The organism is Massilia sp. UYP11 (assembly GCF_050434805.1).
Taxonomy (GTDB): domain Bacteria; phylum Pseudomonadota; class Gammaproteobacteria; order Burkholderiales; family Burkholderiaceae_D; genus Telluria.
On sequence record NZ_JBNDJE010000005.1, the window covers coordinates 218,578 to 233,950 of the forward strand.

Annotated in this window: 12 protein-coding genes; 10 read left to right on the plus strand and 2 right to left on the minus strand. The window is 65.5% G+C overall.

Annotation, left to right across the window (positions count from 1 at the left end; all coding sequences use genetic code 11):
- The first annotated feature begins 6 nt into the window (after positions 1 to 6).
- The 10 genes from ABIB38_RS11415 to ABIB38_RS11460 all read left to right on the plus strand — a co-directional run bounded on the left by ABIB38_RS11415 (position 7) and on the right by ABIB38_RS11460 (position 13,333).
- Complete coding sequence (locus ABIB38_RS11415) at positions 7 to 582, plus strand: chemotaxis protein CheB (protein ID WP_429203943.1); 576 nt, start codon at positions 7 to 9, stop codon at positions 580 to 582.
- Entirely contained in the window at positions 579 to 1,793 is a 1,215-nt protein-coding gene (locus tag ABIB38_RS11420; protein WP_429203919.1) for a hybrid sensor histidine kinase/response regulator, read from the plus strand. Before ABIB38_RS11415 ends, ABIB38_RS11420 begins: the two co-directional genes overlap by 4 nt.
- A gap of 287 nt (positions 1,794 to 2,080) precedes the next feature.
- Positions 2,081 to 2,644 carry an alkyl hydroperoxide reductase subunit C gene (gene ahpC, locus ABIB38_RS11425; protein WP_005662712.1) on the plus strand — a complete coding sequence of 188 codons (564 nt, stop codon included), beginning with the start codon at positions 2,081 to 2,083 and terminating at the stop codon, positions 2,642 to 2,644.
- Positions 2,645 to 2,749: 105 nt separating this feature from the next.
- Positions 2,750 to 4,318, plus strand: a complete 1,569-nt coding sequence (gene ahpF, locus ABIB38_RS11430; protein WP_429203921.1) for an alkyl hydroperoxide reductase subunit F — start codon at positions 2,750 to 2,752, stop codon at positions 4,316 to 4,318.
- A 616-nt stretch (positions 4,319 to 4,934) separates the two neighbouring features.
- The gene (locus tag ABIB38_RS11435) at positions 4,935 to 6,647 is read left to right on the plus strand and encodes a RecQ family ATP-dependent DNA helicase (protein WP_429203923.1); all 1,713 of its coding nucleotides are present in this window, start codon (positions 4,935 to 4,937) and stop codon (positions 6,645 to 6,647) included.
- Between the two features lie 18 nt (positions 6,648 to 6,665).
- On the plus strand, positions 6,666 to 7,733 hold the full coding sequence (locus tag ABIB38_RS11440) for a ligase-associated DNA damage response exonuclease (protein ID WP_429203924.1): 1,068 nt from the start codon (positions 6,666 to 6,668) through the stop codon (positions 7,731 to 7,733).
- A complete protein-coding gene (locus ABIB38_RS11445) occupies positions 7,726 to 9,360 on the plus strand; it encodes an ATP-dependent DNA ligase (protein WP_429203926.1) in 1,635 nt (544 codons plus the stop codon). The genes ABIB38_RS11440 and ABIB38_RS11445 overlap by 8 nt, the downstream gene beginning before the upstream one ends.
- Positions 9,357 to 11,828, plus strand: coding sequence for a ligase-associated DNA damage response DEXH box helicase (locus ABIB38_RS11450; protein ID WP_429203928.1), 2,472 nt, complete (start codon positions 9,357 to 9,359; stop codon positions 11,826 to 11,828). Before ABIB38_RS11445 ends, ABIB38_RS11450 begins: the two co-directional genes overlap by 4 nt.
- Positions 11,825 to 12,475, plus strand: a complete 651-nt coding sequence (gene pdeM / locus ABIB38_RS11455) for a ligase-associated DNA damage response endonuclease PdeM (RefSeq protein WP_429203929.1) — start codon at positions 11,825 to 11,827, stop codon at positions 12,473 to 12,475. The genes ABIB38_RS11450 and pdeM overlap by 4 nt, the downstream gene beginning before the upstream one ends.
- A 102-nt stretch (positions 12,476 to 12,577) precedes the next feature.
- Positions 12,578 to 13,333, plus strand: a complete 756-nt coding sequence (locus ABIB38_RS11460) for a hypothetical protein (RefSeq protein WP_429203930.1) — start codon at positions 12,578 to 12,580, stop codon at positions 13,331 to 13,333.
- 71 nt (positions 13,334 to 13,404) lie between these two features.
- Here ABIB38_RS11460 and ABIB38_RS11465 read toward each other — a convergent pair whose 3' ends face one another.
- Both ABIB38_RS11465 and ABIB38_RS11470 read right to left on the minus strand, forming a co-directional pair.
- Positions 13,405 to 14,199 carry a Crp/Fnr family transcriptional regulator gene (locus tag ABIB38_RS11465; protein ID WP_429203945.1) on the minus strand — a complete coding sequence of 265 codons (795 nt, stop codon included), beginning with the start codon at positions 14,197 to 14,199 and terminating at the stop codon, positions 13,405 to 13,407.
- A 418-nt stretch (positions 14,200 to 14,617) separates the two neighbouring features.
- A complete protein-coding gene (locus tag ABIB38_RS11470; protein ID WP_429203931.1) occupies positions 14,618 to 15,262 on the minus strand; it encodes a response regulator in 645 nt (214 codons plus the stop codon).
- Positions 15,263 to 15,373: the final 111 nt, after the last annotated feature.

The following is a 15,373-nucleotide window of genomic DNA, read 5'->3' on the forward strand; positions in this document are numbered from 1 at the left end:
GCGGCCATGGGCAAGCGCCGGATCGAGATGGTCGTCATCGGCGGCTCGGCCGGCGGCGTCGACGCCCTGATCGGCCTGCTGCCGGCGCTGCCGGTGGGGTTCGGGCCGGCCGTGACCTGCATCCTGCACGTGCCGCCGGACCGCGACAGCCGCCTGGCCGAGCTGTTCGCCGCGCGCATCGCCCTGCCGGTGCGCGAAGCGCGGGACAAGGAGCCGATCCAGCCCGGCACCGTGTATTTCGCCGGATCCGGTTACCACCTGTCGGTCGAGCCGGATCGCTGCTTTTCGCTCAGCTGCGAGCCGCCGGTGCAGTTCGCCCGCCCGGCGATCGACATCTTGACGGAGTCTGCCGCCGACGTGTACGGTCCGGCGCTGGCAGGTATACTATTAACCGGCGCCAATTTCGACGGCGCCGAGGGCATGTGCCGCATCCGCGAATGCGGTGGTTTGACCATCGTCCAAGACCCTGATGAAGCACAGGCCAGCGCCATGCCCGGAGAGGCAATACGGCGCTGCGCTCCGCATTTGGTGCTGCCGCTATCCGCGATCCGCACCGTGCTGCCCTTGTTGGAGACCCCATGAGCGCCCAGGAACATAGCAAGATATTAATTGTCGACGACCTGCCGGAAAACCTGCAGGCGCTCGAGGCGCTGCTGCGCCATGAGCAGCGCGCCATCTACCAGGCGGGCTCCGGCGAACAGGCGCTGGCGCTGCTGCTCGAGCACGAGTTCGCGCTGGCCATCCTCGACGTGCAGATGCCGGGCATGGACGGTTTCGAGCTGGCCGAGGTGATGCGCTCGACCACCCGAACCCGCCACATTCCGATCGTGTTCGTCTCGGCCGCCGGGCGCGAACTCGATTACGCCTTCAAGGGCTACGAGAGCGGGGCGGTCGACTTCATGTACAAGCCGCTCGACTCGGACGCGGTGCGCAGCAAGGTCAACGTCTTCGTGGCGCTCGACCAGCAGCGGCGCGAGACGCGGCGCCAGGTGCTGGCGCTGGAGCAGAGCCGGCAAGAGCAAGAGGCGCTGGTACGCGAGCTGAACCAGACCCAGCAGGAACTGCAGCGCTCGCTCAAGATGCGCGACGAATTCATGTCGCTGGTGGCGCACGAGCTGCGCACGCCGCTCAACACGCTGTTCCTGGAAACGCAGATGCGCAGCCTGCAGCTCAAGCGCGGCAACACGGCCGCCTTCGCAGCGCAACCGATGGAGGCGATGATCCAGCGCGACGAGCGCCAGATCAAGTCGATGATCCGGCTGATCGACGACATGCTCGACGTCTCGCGCATGCGCAGCGGCAAGCTGTCGATCCGCCCGGCCCAGGTCGAACTCATGAACCTGCTGGAACGGGTGGTGAGCGACCTGTCGCTGCAGGCAGCCACCACCGGCAGCTCGCTGACCCTGCGCCCGCACGACGGCGTGACCGGCTGCTGGGACGAATTCCGCGTCGAGCAGGTGATCGTCAACCTGTTGACCAACGCACTGCGCTATGGCTGCGGCCAGCCGGTCGAGGTCAGCGTCGAGCGCACCGGCGAGATGGTGCGCATCGACGTGCGCGACCAGGGCAAGGGCATCGCGACGTCCGACCTGGAACGCATCTTCGAGCCTTACGAGCGGGGCGCCCGCAACGGCGAACCGAAAGGCCTGGGGCTGGGCCTGTACATCTCGCGCCAGCTGGCGGTCTCGCACGGCGGCGAGCTGCGGGTGACGAGCAGTCCCGGCGAAGGCTCGGTGTTCAGTCTGGTGCTGCCCTGCACCGAGGTCCCGGTCTACGCCGAAGCCGACATCTGACGCTGTACCCATATCCGGCCCGCCCCGGGTCGGCTACTGTCCGCCCCGGATCAATGGGCGATTGCCGAAAAAGGTGGGTGGGCAAACGAGACGCTGGTTGCACCCGCTTGCCATTTGCGACACACTGTCCGGGTTTGTTTCGAGCCAACTCTATTGCAAGACGGCAAAGTAACACTTGACTGATAGCCAAAATCAATCAAGAATATCGAATCAATCAATTTCCCAAACGGCAGGCGGAGCGGTACACTGCTTGTCATACGTTTCATCAACCCCAAACAGGAGATTACATGTCCCTCATTAACACCCAGATCAAGCCGTTCAAAGCAACCGCATACCACAACGGCAAGTTCATCGACCTGACCGAAGAGAACTTCAAGGGTACCTGGTCGGTGGTGATGTTCTACCCGGCAGACTTCACCTTCGTCTGCCCGACCGAACTGGAAGATCTGGCCGCATTCCAGCCGGAATTCGAAAAGCTGGGCGTCAATGTGTACGGCGTCTCGACCGACAGCCACTTCGCCCACAAGGCATGGCACGACACCTCGGACGCGATCAAGAAAGTGAACTACCCGCTGATCGGCGACCCAACCGGCGTCCTGTCGCGTAACTTCGAAGTCATGATCGAAGAAGAAGGCATGGCACTGCGCGGCACCTTCGTGATCAATCCTGAAGGCCAGATCAAGATCATGGAAGTGCACGACAACGGCATCGGCCGCGACGCTTCGGAACTGATGCGCAAAGTCAAGGCAGCCCAGTACGTCGCTTCGCACCCAGGCGAAGTCTGCCCGGCCAAGTGGACCGAAGGCGCCGAAACCCTGACCCCGTCGCTGGACCTGGTCGGCAAGATCTAAGTAGTCAAGCAGTAGTCAAGTAGCACCCGTGAACGGGCCGCTGCGGCGGCCCGTTTTACGCCCGGCCTGTGCAAGTAAAAGTAGATAAACAAAAGGAAAAACATCATGCTGGACGCAACCCTCAAGAAGCAGTTGCAAGCCTATCTGGAAAAAGTGGTGCAGCCGATTGAGCTGGTTGCATCGCTGGATGATTCGCCGAAATCGCGCGAAATGAATGAGCTGCTGGGCGAGATCGCAGCCCTGTCCGACAAGATCACCGTTCGCCAGGAAGCGAACGAGCGGACCCCGTCGTTCGCGATCAATCGCGTCGGCACCGATATCGGCGTGCGTTTCGCCGGCATCCCGCTGGGCCACGAATTCACCTCGCTAGTGCTGGCCCTGCTGCACGTCGGCGGCCACACCATCAAGCTGGAACAATCCGTCATCGACCAGATCGCAGCCCTGGACGGCGACTACGTTTTCGAGACCTACATCTCGCTGTCGTGCCATAACTGCCCGGAAGTCGTGCAGGCACTGAACACGATGTCGGTCATCAACCCGCGCATCAAGGTCGTGACGATCGATGGCGGCGTCTTCAAGAAGGAAGTGGAAGACAAGCAGATCCTGGCCGTGCCGATGATGTTCCTGAACGGCCAGCATTTCGGCCAGGGCCGCACCAACGTCGAAGAGATCCTGTCGAAGATCGACGTCAAGGGCGGTGAGCGCAAGGCTGCCGAACTGAGCCAGAAAGACCCATTCGACGTGCTGATCGTCGGCGGCGGCCCCGCCGGCGCGGCAGCCGCGATCTACGCCGCCCGCAAGGGCATCCGTACCGGCGTGCTGGCCGACCGCTTCGGCGGCCAGGTGCTCGATACGCTGGCGATCGAGAACTTCGTGTCGCTGAAGGAAACCGACGGCCCGAAATTCGCCGTCGCCCTGGAAGAGCACGTCAAGCACTACGAGGTCGACATCATGAACACGCAGCGCGCCAGCAAGCTGGTGGCGGGTCGCCTGATCGAGGTGCACACCGAGAGCGGCGCAGTGCTCAGGTCGAAGTCGGTGATCCTGGCGACCGGCGCCCGCTGGCGCGAGATCAACGTGCCGGGCGAGAAGGAGTACAAGAACCACGGCGTGGCGTACTGCCCGCACTGCGACGGCCCGCTGTTCAAGGGCAAGCGCGTGTCGGTGATCGGCGGCGGGAACTCCGGCGTCGAGGCGGCGATCGACCTGGCGGGTATCGTCAAGGAAGTGACCCTGATCGAATACGGCAATGAGCTGCGCGCCGATGCGGTCCTGCAACGCAAGCTGTACTCGCTGCCGAACGTCAAGGTGATCAAGTCGGCCCAGACCACCGAGATTCACGGCGACGGCAAGATCGTCAACGGCCTGAGCTACAAGGACCGCACGACCGGCGCCGTGCACAAGCTGGACCTGGAAGGCGTGTTCGTGCAGATCGGCCTGGTGCCGAACGCCGAATGGCTCAAGGGCACGATCGACCTGTCGGCGCATGGCGAGATCGAGGTCGATGCCCGCGGCCACACCTCGCTGCCGGGCGTGTTCGCCGCCGGCGACGTGACCACGGTGCCGTTCAAGCAGATCGTGATCGCCGTGGGCGAGGGCGCCAAGGCGTCGCTGGCTGCCTTCGATTACCTGATCCGCCAGCCGGTGGAAGAGGAAGAGCAGAAAGCTGCCTGATGAACGACGGCGGGCTTCACGGCCCGCCGGTGCAAAAAGACAAACGCCGCATCCCAGTGGGACGCGGCGTTTTTTTATTCGGTTCCAGCTGCGGCCAGCCTGGTCCGCGCCCAGTGAATGTCATTCCTGCGCAGGCGGGAATCCAAGGCCGGTAGAGTAGAGATACTTGATGCGTATGCAATGCGCGTCGAACTTGGGTTCCCGCCTGCGCGGGAACGACGTATCGAAGCTACCGGGCAGGGGCTCAGTGGAAAGAGAACAGCAAGGCCGACGACAGCGCGCCGGACTCCAGCAAAAACCACGTGGCCGCGCTGGCAAGGGCCAGGTGGACAGCGGTCCAGGTCATAGGGCGGCGCGACATGATGATTCTCCTGAAGGTGGCGGGATGTGGATGATGGTCACAATAGTAAATGTCTAGCTGGACACCCGGCATCGGTGAATTATCCGTCTGGTTGTAGGACTAAACCTTGTGGAGAATTTGTGTCGCACAATTGATACGAGCGGCCTGGCACTAGCTCCATAACGCGCCGAATTCGCCAGACGTTGACCTCCTACGCTTGAAGTAGGTGGCGTCCTATAGTCGAGTTGTCGCCGTGCTAATAAAGTCGGCATCACCATGACACGACACGACCCCACACTCATGCACCGCGGCCTGCTCGCCGTGCGCCGCAATACCATCCGACGCCTCCTGAACGCCGTGTTCGGCATCGCGCAACTGCGCGACGGCCAGCAGCGCGTGATCGACAGCGTACTCGACGGCAAGGACACCCTGGCCATCATGCCCACCGGCGGCGGCAAGTCGCTGTGCTACCAGATCCCGGCCAAGATGCTGGAGGGGATCACGGTCGTCGTTTCCCCGCTCATCTCCCTCATGAAGGATCAGCTCGAGAAGCTGGAAGAGGTCGGCATCCGCGCGGTCCAGGTCAACAGCAGCCTGTGCGCCGAAGAAGAACACGCCGCACTCGCGGCGATCGCCAACGAATCCTGCGAAATCGTGTTCTGCACCCCGGAGCGCCTGGTCTCGCCCGAGTTCATCGCCATACTGCGCGCGGTCACGCTCGACATCGTCGTGATCGACGAGGCGCACTGCATCTCGCAATGGGGTCACGATTTCCGCCCGGCCTATATTGGCCTGGCCGCCGCGATCGAGGCGATCGGCCGGCCGCCGGTGCTGGCGCTGACGGCCACCGCCACCGACGACGTGATCGCCGACATCGGCAAGCAGCTGGGCCGCAAGCTGAACGTGATCAATACCGGCATCTACCGGCCCAATCTGCACTACCGCGTGGTGCAGGTGACCAGCGCCACGGAGAAATACCGCGAGGCGTTGCGCCTGGTGCAGGAGACGCCCGGCGTCGGCATCGTCTACGCCGCCACCGTCAAGGTGGCCGAGGAGATGCTGGCGGTACTGGAAGAAGCCGGCGAATCGGTCACGCTCTACCACGGCAAGCTGTCGGCAGCCGAGCGCAAACTGAACCAGGACCTGTTCATGGAAGGCGAGCGGCGTGTGATGGTGGCCACTAATGCCTTCGGCATGGGCATCGACAAGAGCGATACCCGTTTCGTGATCCATTTGCAGATCCCGGCCAACCTCGAATCGTATTACCAGGAATCGGGCCGCGCCGGCCGCGACGGGCTCGACGCCCAGTGCACGCTGCTGTTCCTGCAGGACGACAAGCGCATCCAGCAGTTCTTCCTGGTCAAGCACTATCCCGATGCGCAAGAACTGCAACTGGTGCACGAGACGGTGCGCACCCTGGCCGAGGAAGGCGCCGTCACCAGCCGCCGGCTGGAGGACGCGCTCGAAGACATCGCCGACGCCAACATCAAGGTCTGCCTCAAGCTGCTCAAGGATGCCAAGCTGGTGCGCCAGAACCGCAAGCTGGAATACGTGCCCAGCGCGTCCGAGGCGCGCCCCGGCGTGTATGCGCGCCTGGCCCAGGTGTATGTGCAGAAACAGGAGCGCGACAAGGAAGCGCTGGACCAGATGGTGGGCTATGCGGTGAGCGGCTACTGCCGCTGGAAGCTGCTGTTCGATTATTTCGGTGACCACGCGCCCGGTTTCGAACGGTGCTGCAAGTGCGACAACTGCCTGAATCCACCGGCGCTGAGCCTGCCGCAGGACATCGAAATCCGCGACGACGAATTCGACCGCGAGCCGGCCGTGGAAGCGCCAAAACCGAAGTTCGAGGTGGGCGCGCGCGCCAGGTCGGCCAAGTATGGCGAAGGGGTGGTAGTGGCCATCGCCGGCGAGCAGGTGACGGTCGACTTCGCGGACGGGGAAAGCCGCAGCTTCATGGCCGATTTCCTCGAACCGGGGCCCGTGTAGACGATGCCGACGGGAGACATGGTCGTCGTCCGCAAGGAGGGCCTGTACTGCGTGCCGGGGGACTTCTACATCGACCCGTGGCGGCCGGTGGCGCGCGCCGTCATCACCCATGCCCACGGCGACCATGCGCGCGTCGGCCACGGCCGCTACCTGGCGGCGGCGCCCGGCATCGGCGTCCTCAAGTCGCGCCTGGGCGATATCTCGGTCGATGCGCTCGCGTACGGCGAGAAGGTCGTCCACAACGGCGTCACCATCTCGCTGCATCCGGCCGGCCATGTGCTGGGATCGGCCCAGGTGCGCATGGAATGCGGCGGCGAGGTATGGGTGGCGTCGGGCGACTACAAGGTCGAGCCGGACAAGACCTGCGCGCCGTTCGAGCCTGTGCGCTGCGACACCTTCATCACCGAATCGACGTTCGGCCTGCCGATCTACCGCTGGCAGCCGGAGCAGCAGGTGATGGACGAAATCAATGCCTGGTGGCGCAAGAATGCCGAGGAGGGCCGCTGCAGCGTGGTGTTCGCCTATTCCTTCGGCAAGGCCCAGCGCATCCTGGCCGGGCTCGATCCCGCGATCGGCCCGATCGTCTGCCATGGCTCGGTCGAGTCGCTCAACCGCGCCTACCGCGCCGAGGGCATCGCGATTCCACCGACCGTGATGGTGAGCGACGTCGACAAGGCCGCCTTGCGCCGTGCGCTGGTGGTGGCGCCGCCATCGGCCAGCGGCTCGCCGTGGATGAAGCGCTTCGGCGACTACAGCGATTCCTTCGCCAGCGGCTGGATGCTGCTGCGCGGCGCGCGGCGCCGGCGCGGCGTCGACCGCGGCTTCGTGCTGTCCGACCACGCCGACTGGCCTGGCCTCATGAGCGCCATCAAGGGCACCGGCGCCGAGCGCGTGATCGTCACCCACGGCTCGATCCCGATCCTGGTGCGCTGGCTGTGCCAGAACGGGCTGGACGCGTCCGGCTTCGATACCGAATATGGCGACGAGGAAGCCGATGAGGCGGTGGAGCCGCCGACGCCGCCGGCCGGCGCCGCGGCGGCGACAGCTGAGGCGCAGCAGGCTTCCGGCGGAGACGCCGATGCGTGAATTCGCGCGCCTGTACGCCGACCTCGACGAAACAACGTCGACCACCCGCAAGCTCGAAGCGCTGCAGGGGTATTTCGCCAGCGCCGCGCCCGAGAACGCGGCGTGGGCGGTGTACTTCCTGGCCGGCGGCAAGCCGCGCCAGGCGGTGCCGACCAAGCTGCTGCGCCAGTTCGCCATCGACTACGCGGGCCTGGACGAATGGCTGTTCGACGAGTCCTATCATGCGGTGGGCGACTTCGCCGAAACCATCGCCCACATCCTGCCGCCGCCCACCGAGCGCTCGGACGTCGGCCTGGCCGAGTGGATGGAACAACGCATCGGGCCCTTGCGCGGCGCCGATCCGGGCCGCATCCGCGAAGCGCTGTTCAGCTACTGGAACGAGCTCGACTGGCGCGAGCGCTTCCTGCTGGTGAAACTGATCGGCGGAGGCTTCCGGGTCGGCGTCTCGAAGCTGCTGGTGACGCGCGCGCTGGCCGCGATCGCCGCGGTGGACAGCAAGCTCGTTGCCCAGCGCCTGATGGGCTGGACCGACGGCCGCGTCAAACCCACCGCCAGCGGGTTCCTGCAGCTGATCGCCGAGCAGTCCGACGAAGAGCACAAGCTGCGCGGCGGCCAGCCTTACCCCTTCTTCCTGTCGCACCAACTGAATGGCGATCCGGCCGACCTGGGCGAACTGGACGACTGGCTGGTCGAATGGAAGTACGACGGCATCCGCGCGCAGCTGGTGCGGCGCGACGGCCAGAGTTTCCTGTGGTCGCGCGGCGAAGACCTGATCACCGAACGCTTTCCGGAGCTGGCGGCGGCGCGCCTGCCCGACGGCATGGTGCTCGACGGCGAGGTGCTGATCTGGCAGCCGGGATCGAGCATGCCGTCGCCGTTCGCCGACCTGCAGAAGCGCATCGGGCGCAAGACCCTGTCGGCCAAGCTGCTGGGCGAGCTGCCGGCGGTGCTGTGCTGCTACGACCTGCTGGAGCTGGACGGCGTCGACCTGCGCGGCCTGCCGCAGCACGAGCGGCGCGCGCTGCTGGAAGTGGAGGTCGCGAAGCTCGACCAGCCGCAGCTGCGCCTGTCGCCGCTGGTCCACGCCGATAGCTGGGAAGAACTGGCGACGCTGCGCGCCGGCTCGCGCGCGCGCAGCGTCGAGGGCATGATGCTCAAGAGCCGCACCGCCCACTACGGCGTCGGCCGCACCAAGACTGTCGGCACCTGGTGGAAGTGGAAGATCGACCCGTACGCCATCGACGCCGTGCTGCTGTACGCCCAGCCGGGCAGCGGGCGGCGCGCGTCGCTCTACACCGACTATACCTTTGCCGTGTGGGACGGGGCAGGAGCCGAGCGCAGGCTGGTGCCGTTCGCGAAGGCGTATTCGGGCCTGACCGACGCCGAGATCGCCCAGGTCGACAACGCCGTGCGGCGCACGACCATCGAAAAGTTCGGGCCGGTGCGCTCGGTCAAGCCGACCATGGTGTTCGAGATCGGCTTCGAGGGCATTGCGCTGTCGCCGCGTCACAAGGCGGGGATCGCGGTGCGCTTTCCGCGCATCCTGCGCCGGCGCCTCGACAAGCCGGTGGAAGACGCCGATACGCTCGACACGCTCAAGGGACTGCTGGAGGCGGCCACCGCATGAGCCGTAATCCAGTCAGCGCGCGCATCGACGCATGGCTGTCCAGCCGCGGCTGGACCGCCTTTCCATTCCAGCGCGCGGTGTGGAAGGCCGCGCTGAAGGGCGAATCGGGCCTGCTGCACGCGAATACCGGCGCCGGCAAGACCTTCGCTGTCTGGTTCGCGGCGCTGCAGCGCGCCGGCCTCGACACGGGAAGGGCCAAGTCGGGCTTGCGCGTGCTGTGGATCACGCCGATGCGCGCGCTGGCGGCCGACACCCAGCGCGCGCTGGAAGACTCCGCCGCCGAGCTGCTGCCCGAATGGCGCATCGGCGCGCGCACCGGCGACACCAAGCCGGCCGAGCGGGCGCGCCAGGCGCGCAGCATGCCGGCGGCCCTGGTGACGACGCCCGAGAGCCTGTCGCTCATGATCAGCAATGCGGCTGCCCATGAACAGTTCCGCCACCTCGACATGGTCATCGTCGATGAATGGCACGAACTGATGGGCAGCAAGCGCGGCGTGCAGGTGCAGCTGGCCCTGAGCAGGTTGCGGCGCTGGCGCCCGGAGCTGCTGGTATGGGGCGTGTCGGCGACGATGGGTAATCTCGACCTGGCGCGCCAGGTGCTGCTGGGCGGTGCGCAAGGGGAAGATGCGGGGGTGCTGGTCGAAGGCGACACGCGCAAGAAAATCGTGGTCGATTGCCTGATCCCCGACAACGTCTCGCGCTTTCCCTGGGGTGGCCACCTCGGCTTGCAGATGCTGCAGCCGGTGATCAACGAGATCGAGGGGCACGAGGCGACCCTGGTGTTTACCAACACCCGCTCGCAGGCCGAGATCTGGTACCAGAACATCCTCGAGGCGCGGCCCGACTGGGCCGGCGTGATCGCGCTGCACCACGGCTCGCTCGACCGCGAGGTGCGCGAGTGGGTCGAGCTGGGCCTGAAGAGCGGCATCCTGAAAGCGGTGATCTGCACCGCCAGCCTGGACCTGGGCGTGGACTTCCTGCCGGTCGAGCGGGTGCTGCAGATCGGCAGCGCCAAGGGCGTGGCGCGCCTGCTGCAGCGCGCCGGCCGCAGCGGCCATGCGCCCGGCCGGGTCTCGCGCGTGACCCTGGTGCCGACCAACAGCCTGGAACTGCTGGAAGCGGCCGGGGCCAGGAAGGCGGTGGCGGCGCGCCGCATCGAAGGGCGCTACGTGCCCAACAAGCCGTTCGACGTGCTGGTGCAGCACCTGGTGACGGTGGCGCTGGGCGGCGGCTTTCGCTCCGAGGAGTTGTATCAGGAAGTGCGGCAGGCCTGGTCCTACCGCCACCTGGCGCAGGAAGAATGGCAGTGGGCGCTCGACTTCGTCGCGCGCGGCGGCCAGAGCCTGACCGTGTATCCCGAATACCGCCGCGTGCTGCCGGACGACGAGGGCGTCTACCGCGTGCCCGACAGCGCCATTGGCCGCCGGCACCGGATGGGCATCGGCACCATCATGTCCGACGCCACGATCCAGGTAAAGTACATGAGCGGCGGGCGCATCGGCAGCGTGGAAGAATCGTTCATCTCGCGCCTCAAGCCCGGCGACCGCTTCCTGTTCGGCGGGCGCATCCTGGAATTCGTGCGCGTGCACGAGCTGACCGCCTTCGTCAAGCGCGCCACCGGCACGCGCGGCGCGATCGCGCGCTGGCAGGGCGCCAAGATGCCGATGTCGAACGAGCTGGCCCACGCCGCGCTCGAAGAGCTGCGCCTGGCCGACCAGGGCGTGTTCGACGGCCCCGAGATGCGTGCCATCGAGCCGCTGATCGCCATCCAGCAGCGCTGGTCGGCGCTGCCCACGAGCGAAGTGCTGGTGCTCGAATCGATGAAGAGCCGCGAGGGCCATCACCTGTTCGTGTATCCGTTCGCGGGCCGCTCGGTGCACATGGGCCTGGCGTCCCTGATCGCGTTTCGCGTCGGCCGCGCGCAGCCGATCACGTTCTCGATCGCCGTGAACGACTATGGTTTCGAGCTGATGGCGCCCGAGCCGGTCGACTGGGCGCGCATGTTCGATGCGCCGACCGGCGCCGGCGTGACGCTGTTCGATACGGCGCGCCTGCTGGAAGACGTGATCGACAGCCTGAACGCGACCCAGTTGTCGCAGCAGCGCTTTCGCGAAGTGGCGCGCATCGCCGGCCTGGTGTTCTCGGGCTATCCGGGCCAGCCGAAGTCGAACCGCCAGTTGCAGGCCTCGTCCTCGCTGTTCTTCGAGGTGTTTCGCAAGCACGATGCCGGCAACCTGCTGCTCACCCAGGCCGAGCGCGAGGTGATGGAGCAGGAACTCGAGCTGACGCGCCTGCGCGACACGCTGGCCGAGCTGCATGCGCGGCGGCTCGCCTATCGCGAGGTGAAACGGGCGACGCCGTTCGGGTTCGCCCTGATGGTCGAGCGCTTCCGCGAAAAGGTCAGCACCGAGAAGCTGAACGACCGCGTGGCGCGCATGTTGCGCGAACTCGAGAAGGCGGCGGCATGAGCGGCGTGCGGGTGGAGGTGGCCGGCGAATCGCTCCTGCTGTTGCCGGAGAAGGCGATCTATTGGCCGGGTGAAGAAATGCTGATCATCGCCGACATCCACTTCGGCAAGGCGGCTGCCTTCCGTTCGCTCGGGGTGCCGGTGCCGCGCGGCACGACGTCGGAAAACCTGGCAGGCCTGGACGCCCTGGTGGCCGCGCACGGCGCGCGCCAGGTGGCGTTCCTGGGCGACTTTTTGCATGCGCGCGCCGCGCACGCCAGCTCGACCCAGCTGGCGATGCTGGCCTGGCGCCAGCGCCATCCGGATCTGGCCTTGATGCTGGTGCGTGGCAACCACGACCTGCATGCGGGTGACCCGGCGGCGGCGCTGGGAATCGCGATGGTGGACGAGCCGCACGCGATCGGGCCGTTCGCCTTTTGCCACCACCCGGGCGTCGATGCGCCGGGCTATGGGCTGGCCGGCCACGTGCATCCGGTGTATGTGCTGGCAACGCGCTTCGATGCGCTGCGCCTGCCGTGCTTCGTGGTGGGCGAGCAGGGGTTGATCTTGCCGTCCTTTGGCGCCTTTACCGGCGGGCATGCGGTCAGGCCGGGGCCGGGCGAGCGCATCTACGTGACGTCGGGCGACGCGGTACACGCCGTGTCCTGACACTATCGGTTCGTAACCGTACGGACTTGGCTCTTTCGCACAGGTACTGTCTCCTAGAAATGAAGACGGTGTCATGCCGTCTGCCAACTAATGGAGATTGCCATGAAAAAACGCATTCTGATGTGTTCGCTGGTGGCGGCCCTGGCGCCGGCCGGCATGCTGCTGGCGACGAGCAGTACGGCCCTGGCGCAGACCGCGCCGGCGAGCCGCACCGTGACACCCGCCATCGAAGGCTTCCACGTCGAAAAGGTGCCGCGCCTGGAACAGGGCGCCGCGCTGCACTTCCATGTCTACGGTACCCAGAACGCCACGGTCAACGTGACCATCGACGGCGCCACCCGTGGCGTCCAGATGCAGGAGACCGACCCCGGCCGGTACAGCGGCAGCTATGTGATCGGCAATCACGATCGTTTCCAGCCCAACAGCCCGGTGACCGCCGAAATGCGGCTGGGCAGCCAGGTGGCCACCACCGTGCTGCGCGATGGCCTGGTGAGCGGCGCGGCGGCATCGGCGCAGGCGCAGGAACCCGTGCGGCCGCTGGCGTCGAAGGAGGCCGGCGTCGCCAGCGCGGCCCCGGGGGCCGCGCCGCCGCCGCCGCCGCGCACGACCGAGCGACCACGCGTGGCGCGCTATTGCACCAGTTGTGCAGTCGTCGAGAAGGTGGAGATCGTGCGTGAGGCGACGGGAGGAGCGCGGCCGCTGGCCAGCGACGTGCAGGCCGCCCAGCGTTATCGGGTAACGGTGCGCTTCGATACGACCGAGGCGATCCAGGCAATCGAGTACGACAACAATCCGGGATACCGCAAGGGCGACCGGGTGCGCGTCAACGATGGGGTGTTGTCGCTCGATAAGGAATGACGGACGTGCCCACGACGATGCCCGCCTTTGCAGGCGGGCATCGTCGTGGGCGCGATACCGATGCAGACGATTCAGACGGTGGCCAGCACCTGGTCATCGCCAGGCTGATCGAGCTCTGCCTTCTGCTTGGCGCTGCTTTTGGTGCGCGAACGCGAAGGCGGCAGGCGGCGCAGGGTCTTGAGCGCTTCGGCATCCTTGATGCCGATCGTGCGCTGGTCGACGGTGATCAGGCCGATTTCGTTGAAGGCCGACAAGGTGCGGCTGACGGTCTCGAGCGTGAGGCCGAGGTAGCTGCCGATCTCGTGGCGGGTCATGCGCAGGTTGAACAGTTTGCTCGAATAACCCATCGCGGCGAAGCGGTCGGCCAGCGAGACCAGGAAACGGGCCACCCGCGCCTCGGCCGACAGGGCGCCGAGCATGCCGATCATGGTCTGCTCGCGCACCAGTTCGCGGCTCATGACGCCGTACATCATGTTCTCGAGTTCGCTGTGGACGCGGCCCAGCGCGGTCAGTTTCTTGAACGGAAGCAAGATCAGGTCGCAGTCGGACAGCGCCACGGCCTCGGAAGCGTAGTGACGGGTGTGGATGCCGTCGACGCCGAGCATATCGCCCTTCATGGGGAAGCTCAGCACCTGTTCGTTGCCGAATTCGTCGATCAGCACGGTCTTGAGGAAGCCCGAGTTGACGATGTACAGGGTATCGAAGGCCTGGCCGATCGTGTGCACGCGCTGGCCCGTCTTGAACTGCACGTGCTGGAACAGTAATTCTTCAGAGCTCACCGACACGCTGGCTGGAATACGGAGCAGGTCGCACACTTCTTTCAGGTTGGACCAGAGGCGACCCTGGCGCTGCCGTCCCGCTTCCATCGGGGAATGCAGGGTAGGCTGGGTGACATTGCGTTGATCTGACGGTGGCTGGGACTGCATGCTCATCTCCGGTAAGGAACTCAGGTTTCACGCGATCCCGGCGGCACGGCAGTGTGCGGTAGCGCAGCTGCCATGCCATGTTTTTTATGGCTGACACCGTGACTTGGATCGCAAGCAAGTCGAAACGCTGAATTCAGTATGCCAACACGAGTCCGGCACGAATATCAGCGTTGCCTGAATATGGAGGTAGGACAGATGTCGTGGTCGTAGGAATAATCCTACTCCCAAGCATGTCGCGCGAATGGCCGAAGATGGTAAAACGAAAAACGATCGGGGTGCGACGGGGGAACGCGCCGCCCTTGCCAAAAGCGGCGCGCCGCACGAAAACCACGCGCGGCGGTCAAACAAAATCAGCGAGTCACGCCTTCATTGGCGACAACAGGCGGTGTGCGACGGCATACTGCACCATCTCGGACAGTGAGCTCATGCCCATTTTCTGCATGATGCGGGTCTTGTGTGTGCTGACGGTTTTCACCGACAGGTGCAGGCCGTTGGCGATCTCGGTGATCGACTTGCCGCTGACCAGGAGCGAAAACACCTCGAATTCGCGGTCTGACAACTGCTTGTGCAACAATTGCTCGCTCGGCGCCATGATGTTCAGCGCCAATTGTTCGGCCACTTCGGTACTGATGTAGGGACGCCCCGAGGCGACCTTGCGGATCGCCCCCACCAGCTGCGTGCCCGCGCTTTCCTTGGTGAGGTAGCCCTGGGCGCCGGCCCGGATCGCGCGCACCGCGTACTGCTCTTCCTCGTGCATGGTGAGGATCAGGATGGCCAGCTTGGGCGCTTCGCTGCGCACCTGCCGGATCAGGTCGACGCCGCTGCGGCCGGGCATGGACAGGTCGAGCAGCAGCAGGTCGAAGCCGCCCTGGCGTACCAGCGATAGTACTTCGAAGCCATTGGTGGCTTCGCCCACGATGTCGACTTCCTCGGCGCCGTCCAGGATGCGCTTGAGGCCCTCGCGCATGATCGTGTGGTCATCGGCGATAACGATTCTTACCATTATGGGTTCCTTGAGCCTTAAGGCCACCTCTAAAAACCTCGGCCGAGACGCCTGCGGCTGGGTAAAATCCTGACATCGAACCAAGCCAGCGAGTGCCGTCATGATGAAACC

What these genes read in the sequence shown, in the direction of transcription:
- ABIB38_RS11470 (WP_429203931.1), bottom strand. Translation starts at nt 15,262, where the DNA reads ATGGTAAGAATCGTTATCGCCGATGACCACACGATCATGCGCGAGGGC.
- ahpC (WP_005662712.1), top strand. Translation starts at nt 2,081, where the DNA reads ATGTCCCTCATTAACACCCAGATCAAGCCGTTCAAAGCAACCGCATAC.
- ABIB38_RS11450 (WP_429203928.1), top strand. Translation starts at nt 9,357, where the DNA reads ATGAGCCGTAATCCAGTCAGCGCGCGCATCGACGCATGGCTGTCCAGC.
- ABIB38_RS11415 (WP_429203943.1), top strand. Translation starts at nt 7, where the DNA reads ATGGGCAAGCGCCGGATCGAGATGGTCGTCATCGGCGGCTCGGCCGGC.
- ahpF (WP_429203921.1), top strand. Translation starts at nt 2,750, where the DNA reads ATGCTGGACGCAACCCTCAAGAAGCAGTTGCAAGCCTATCTGGAAAAA.
- pdeM (WP_429203929.1), top strand. Translation starts at nt 11,825, where the DNA reads ATGAGCGGCGTGCGGGTGGAGGTGGCCGGCGAATCGCTCCTGCTGTTG.
- ABIB38_RS11445 (WP_429203926.1), top strand. Translation starts at nt 7,726, where the DNA reads ATGCGTGAATTCGCGCGCCTGTACGCCGACCTCGACGAAACAACGTCG.
- ABIB38_RS11435 (WP_429203923.1), top strand. Translation starts at nt 4,935, where the DNA reads ATGACACGACACGACCCCACACTCATGCACCGCGGCCTGCTCGCCGTG.
- ABIB38_RS11420 (WP_429203919.1), top strand. Translation starts at nt 579, where the DNA reads ATGAGCGCCCAGGAACATAGCAAGATATTAATTGTCGACGACCTGCCG.
- ABIB38_RS11465 (WP_429203945.1), bottom strand. Translation starts at nt 14,199, where the DNA reads ATGGAAGCGGGACGGCAGCGCCAGGGTCGCCTCTGGTCCAACCTGAAA.
- ABIB38_RS11460 (WP_429203930.1), top strand. Translation starts at nt 12,578, where the DNA reads ATGAAAAAACGCATTCTGATGTGTTCGCTGGTGGCGGCCCTGGCGCCG.
- ABIB38_RS11440 (WP_429203924.1), top strand. Translation starts at nt 6,666, where the DNA reads ATGGTCGTCGTCCGCAAGGAGGGCCTGTACTGCGTGCCGGGGGACTTC.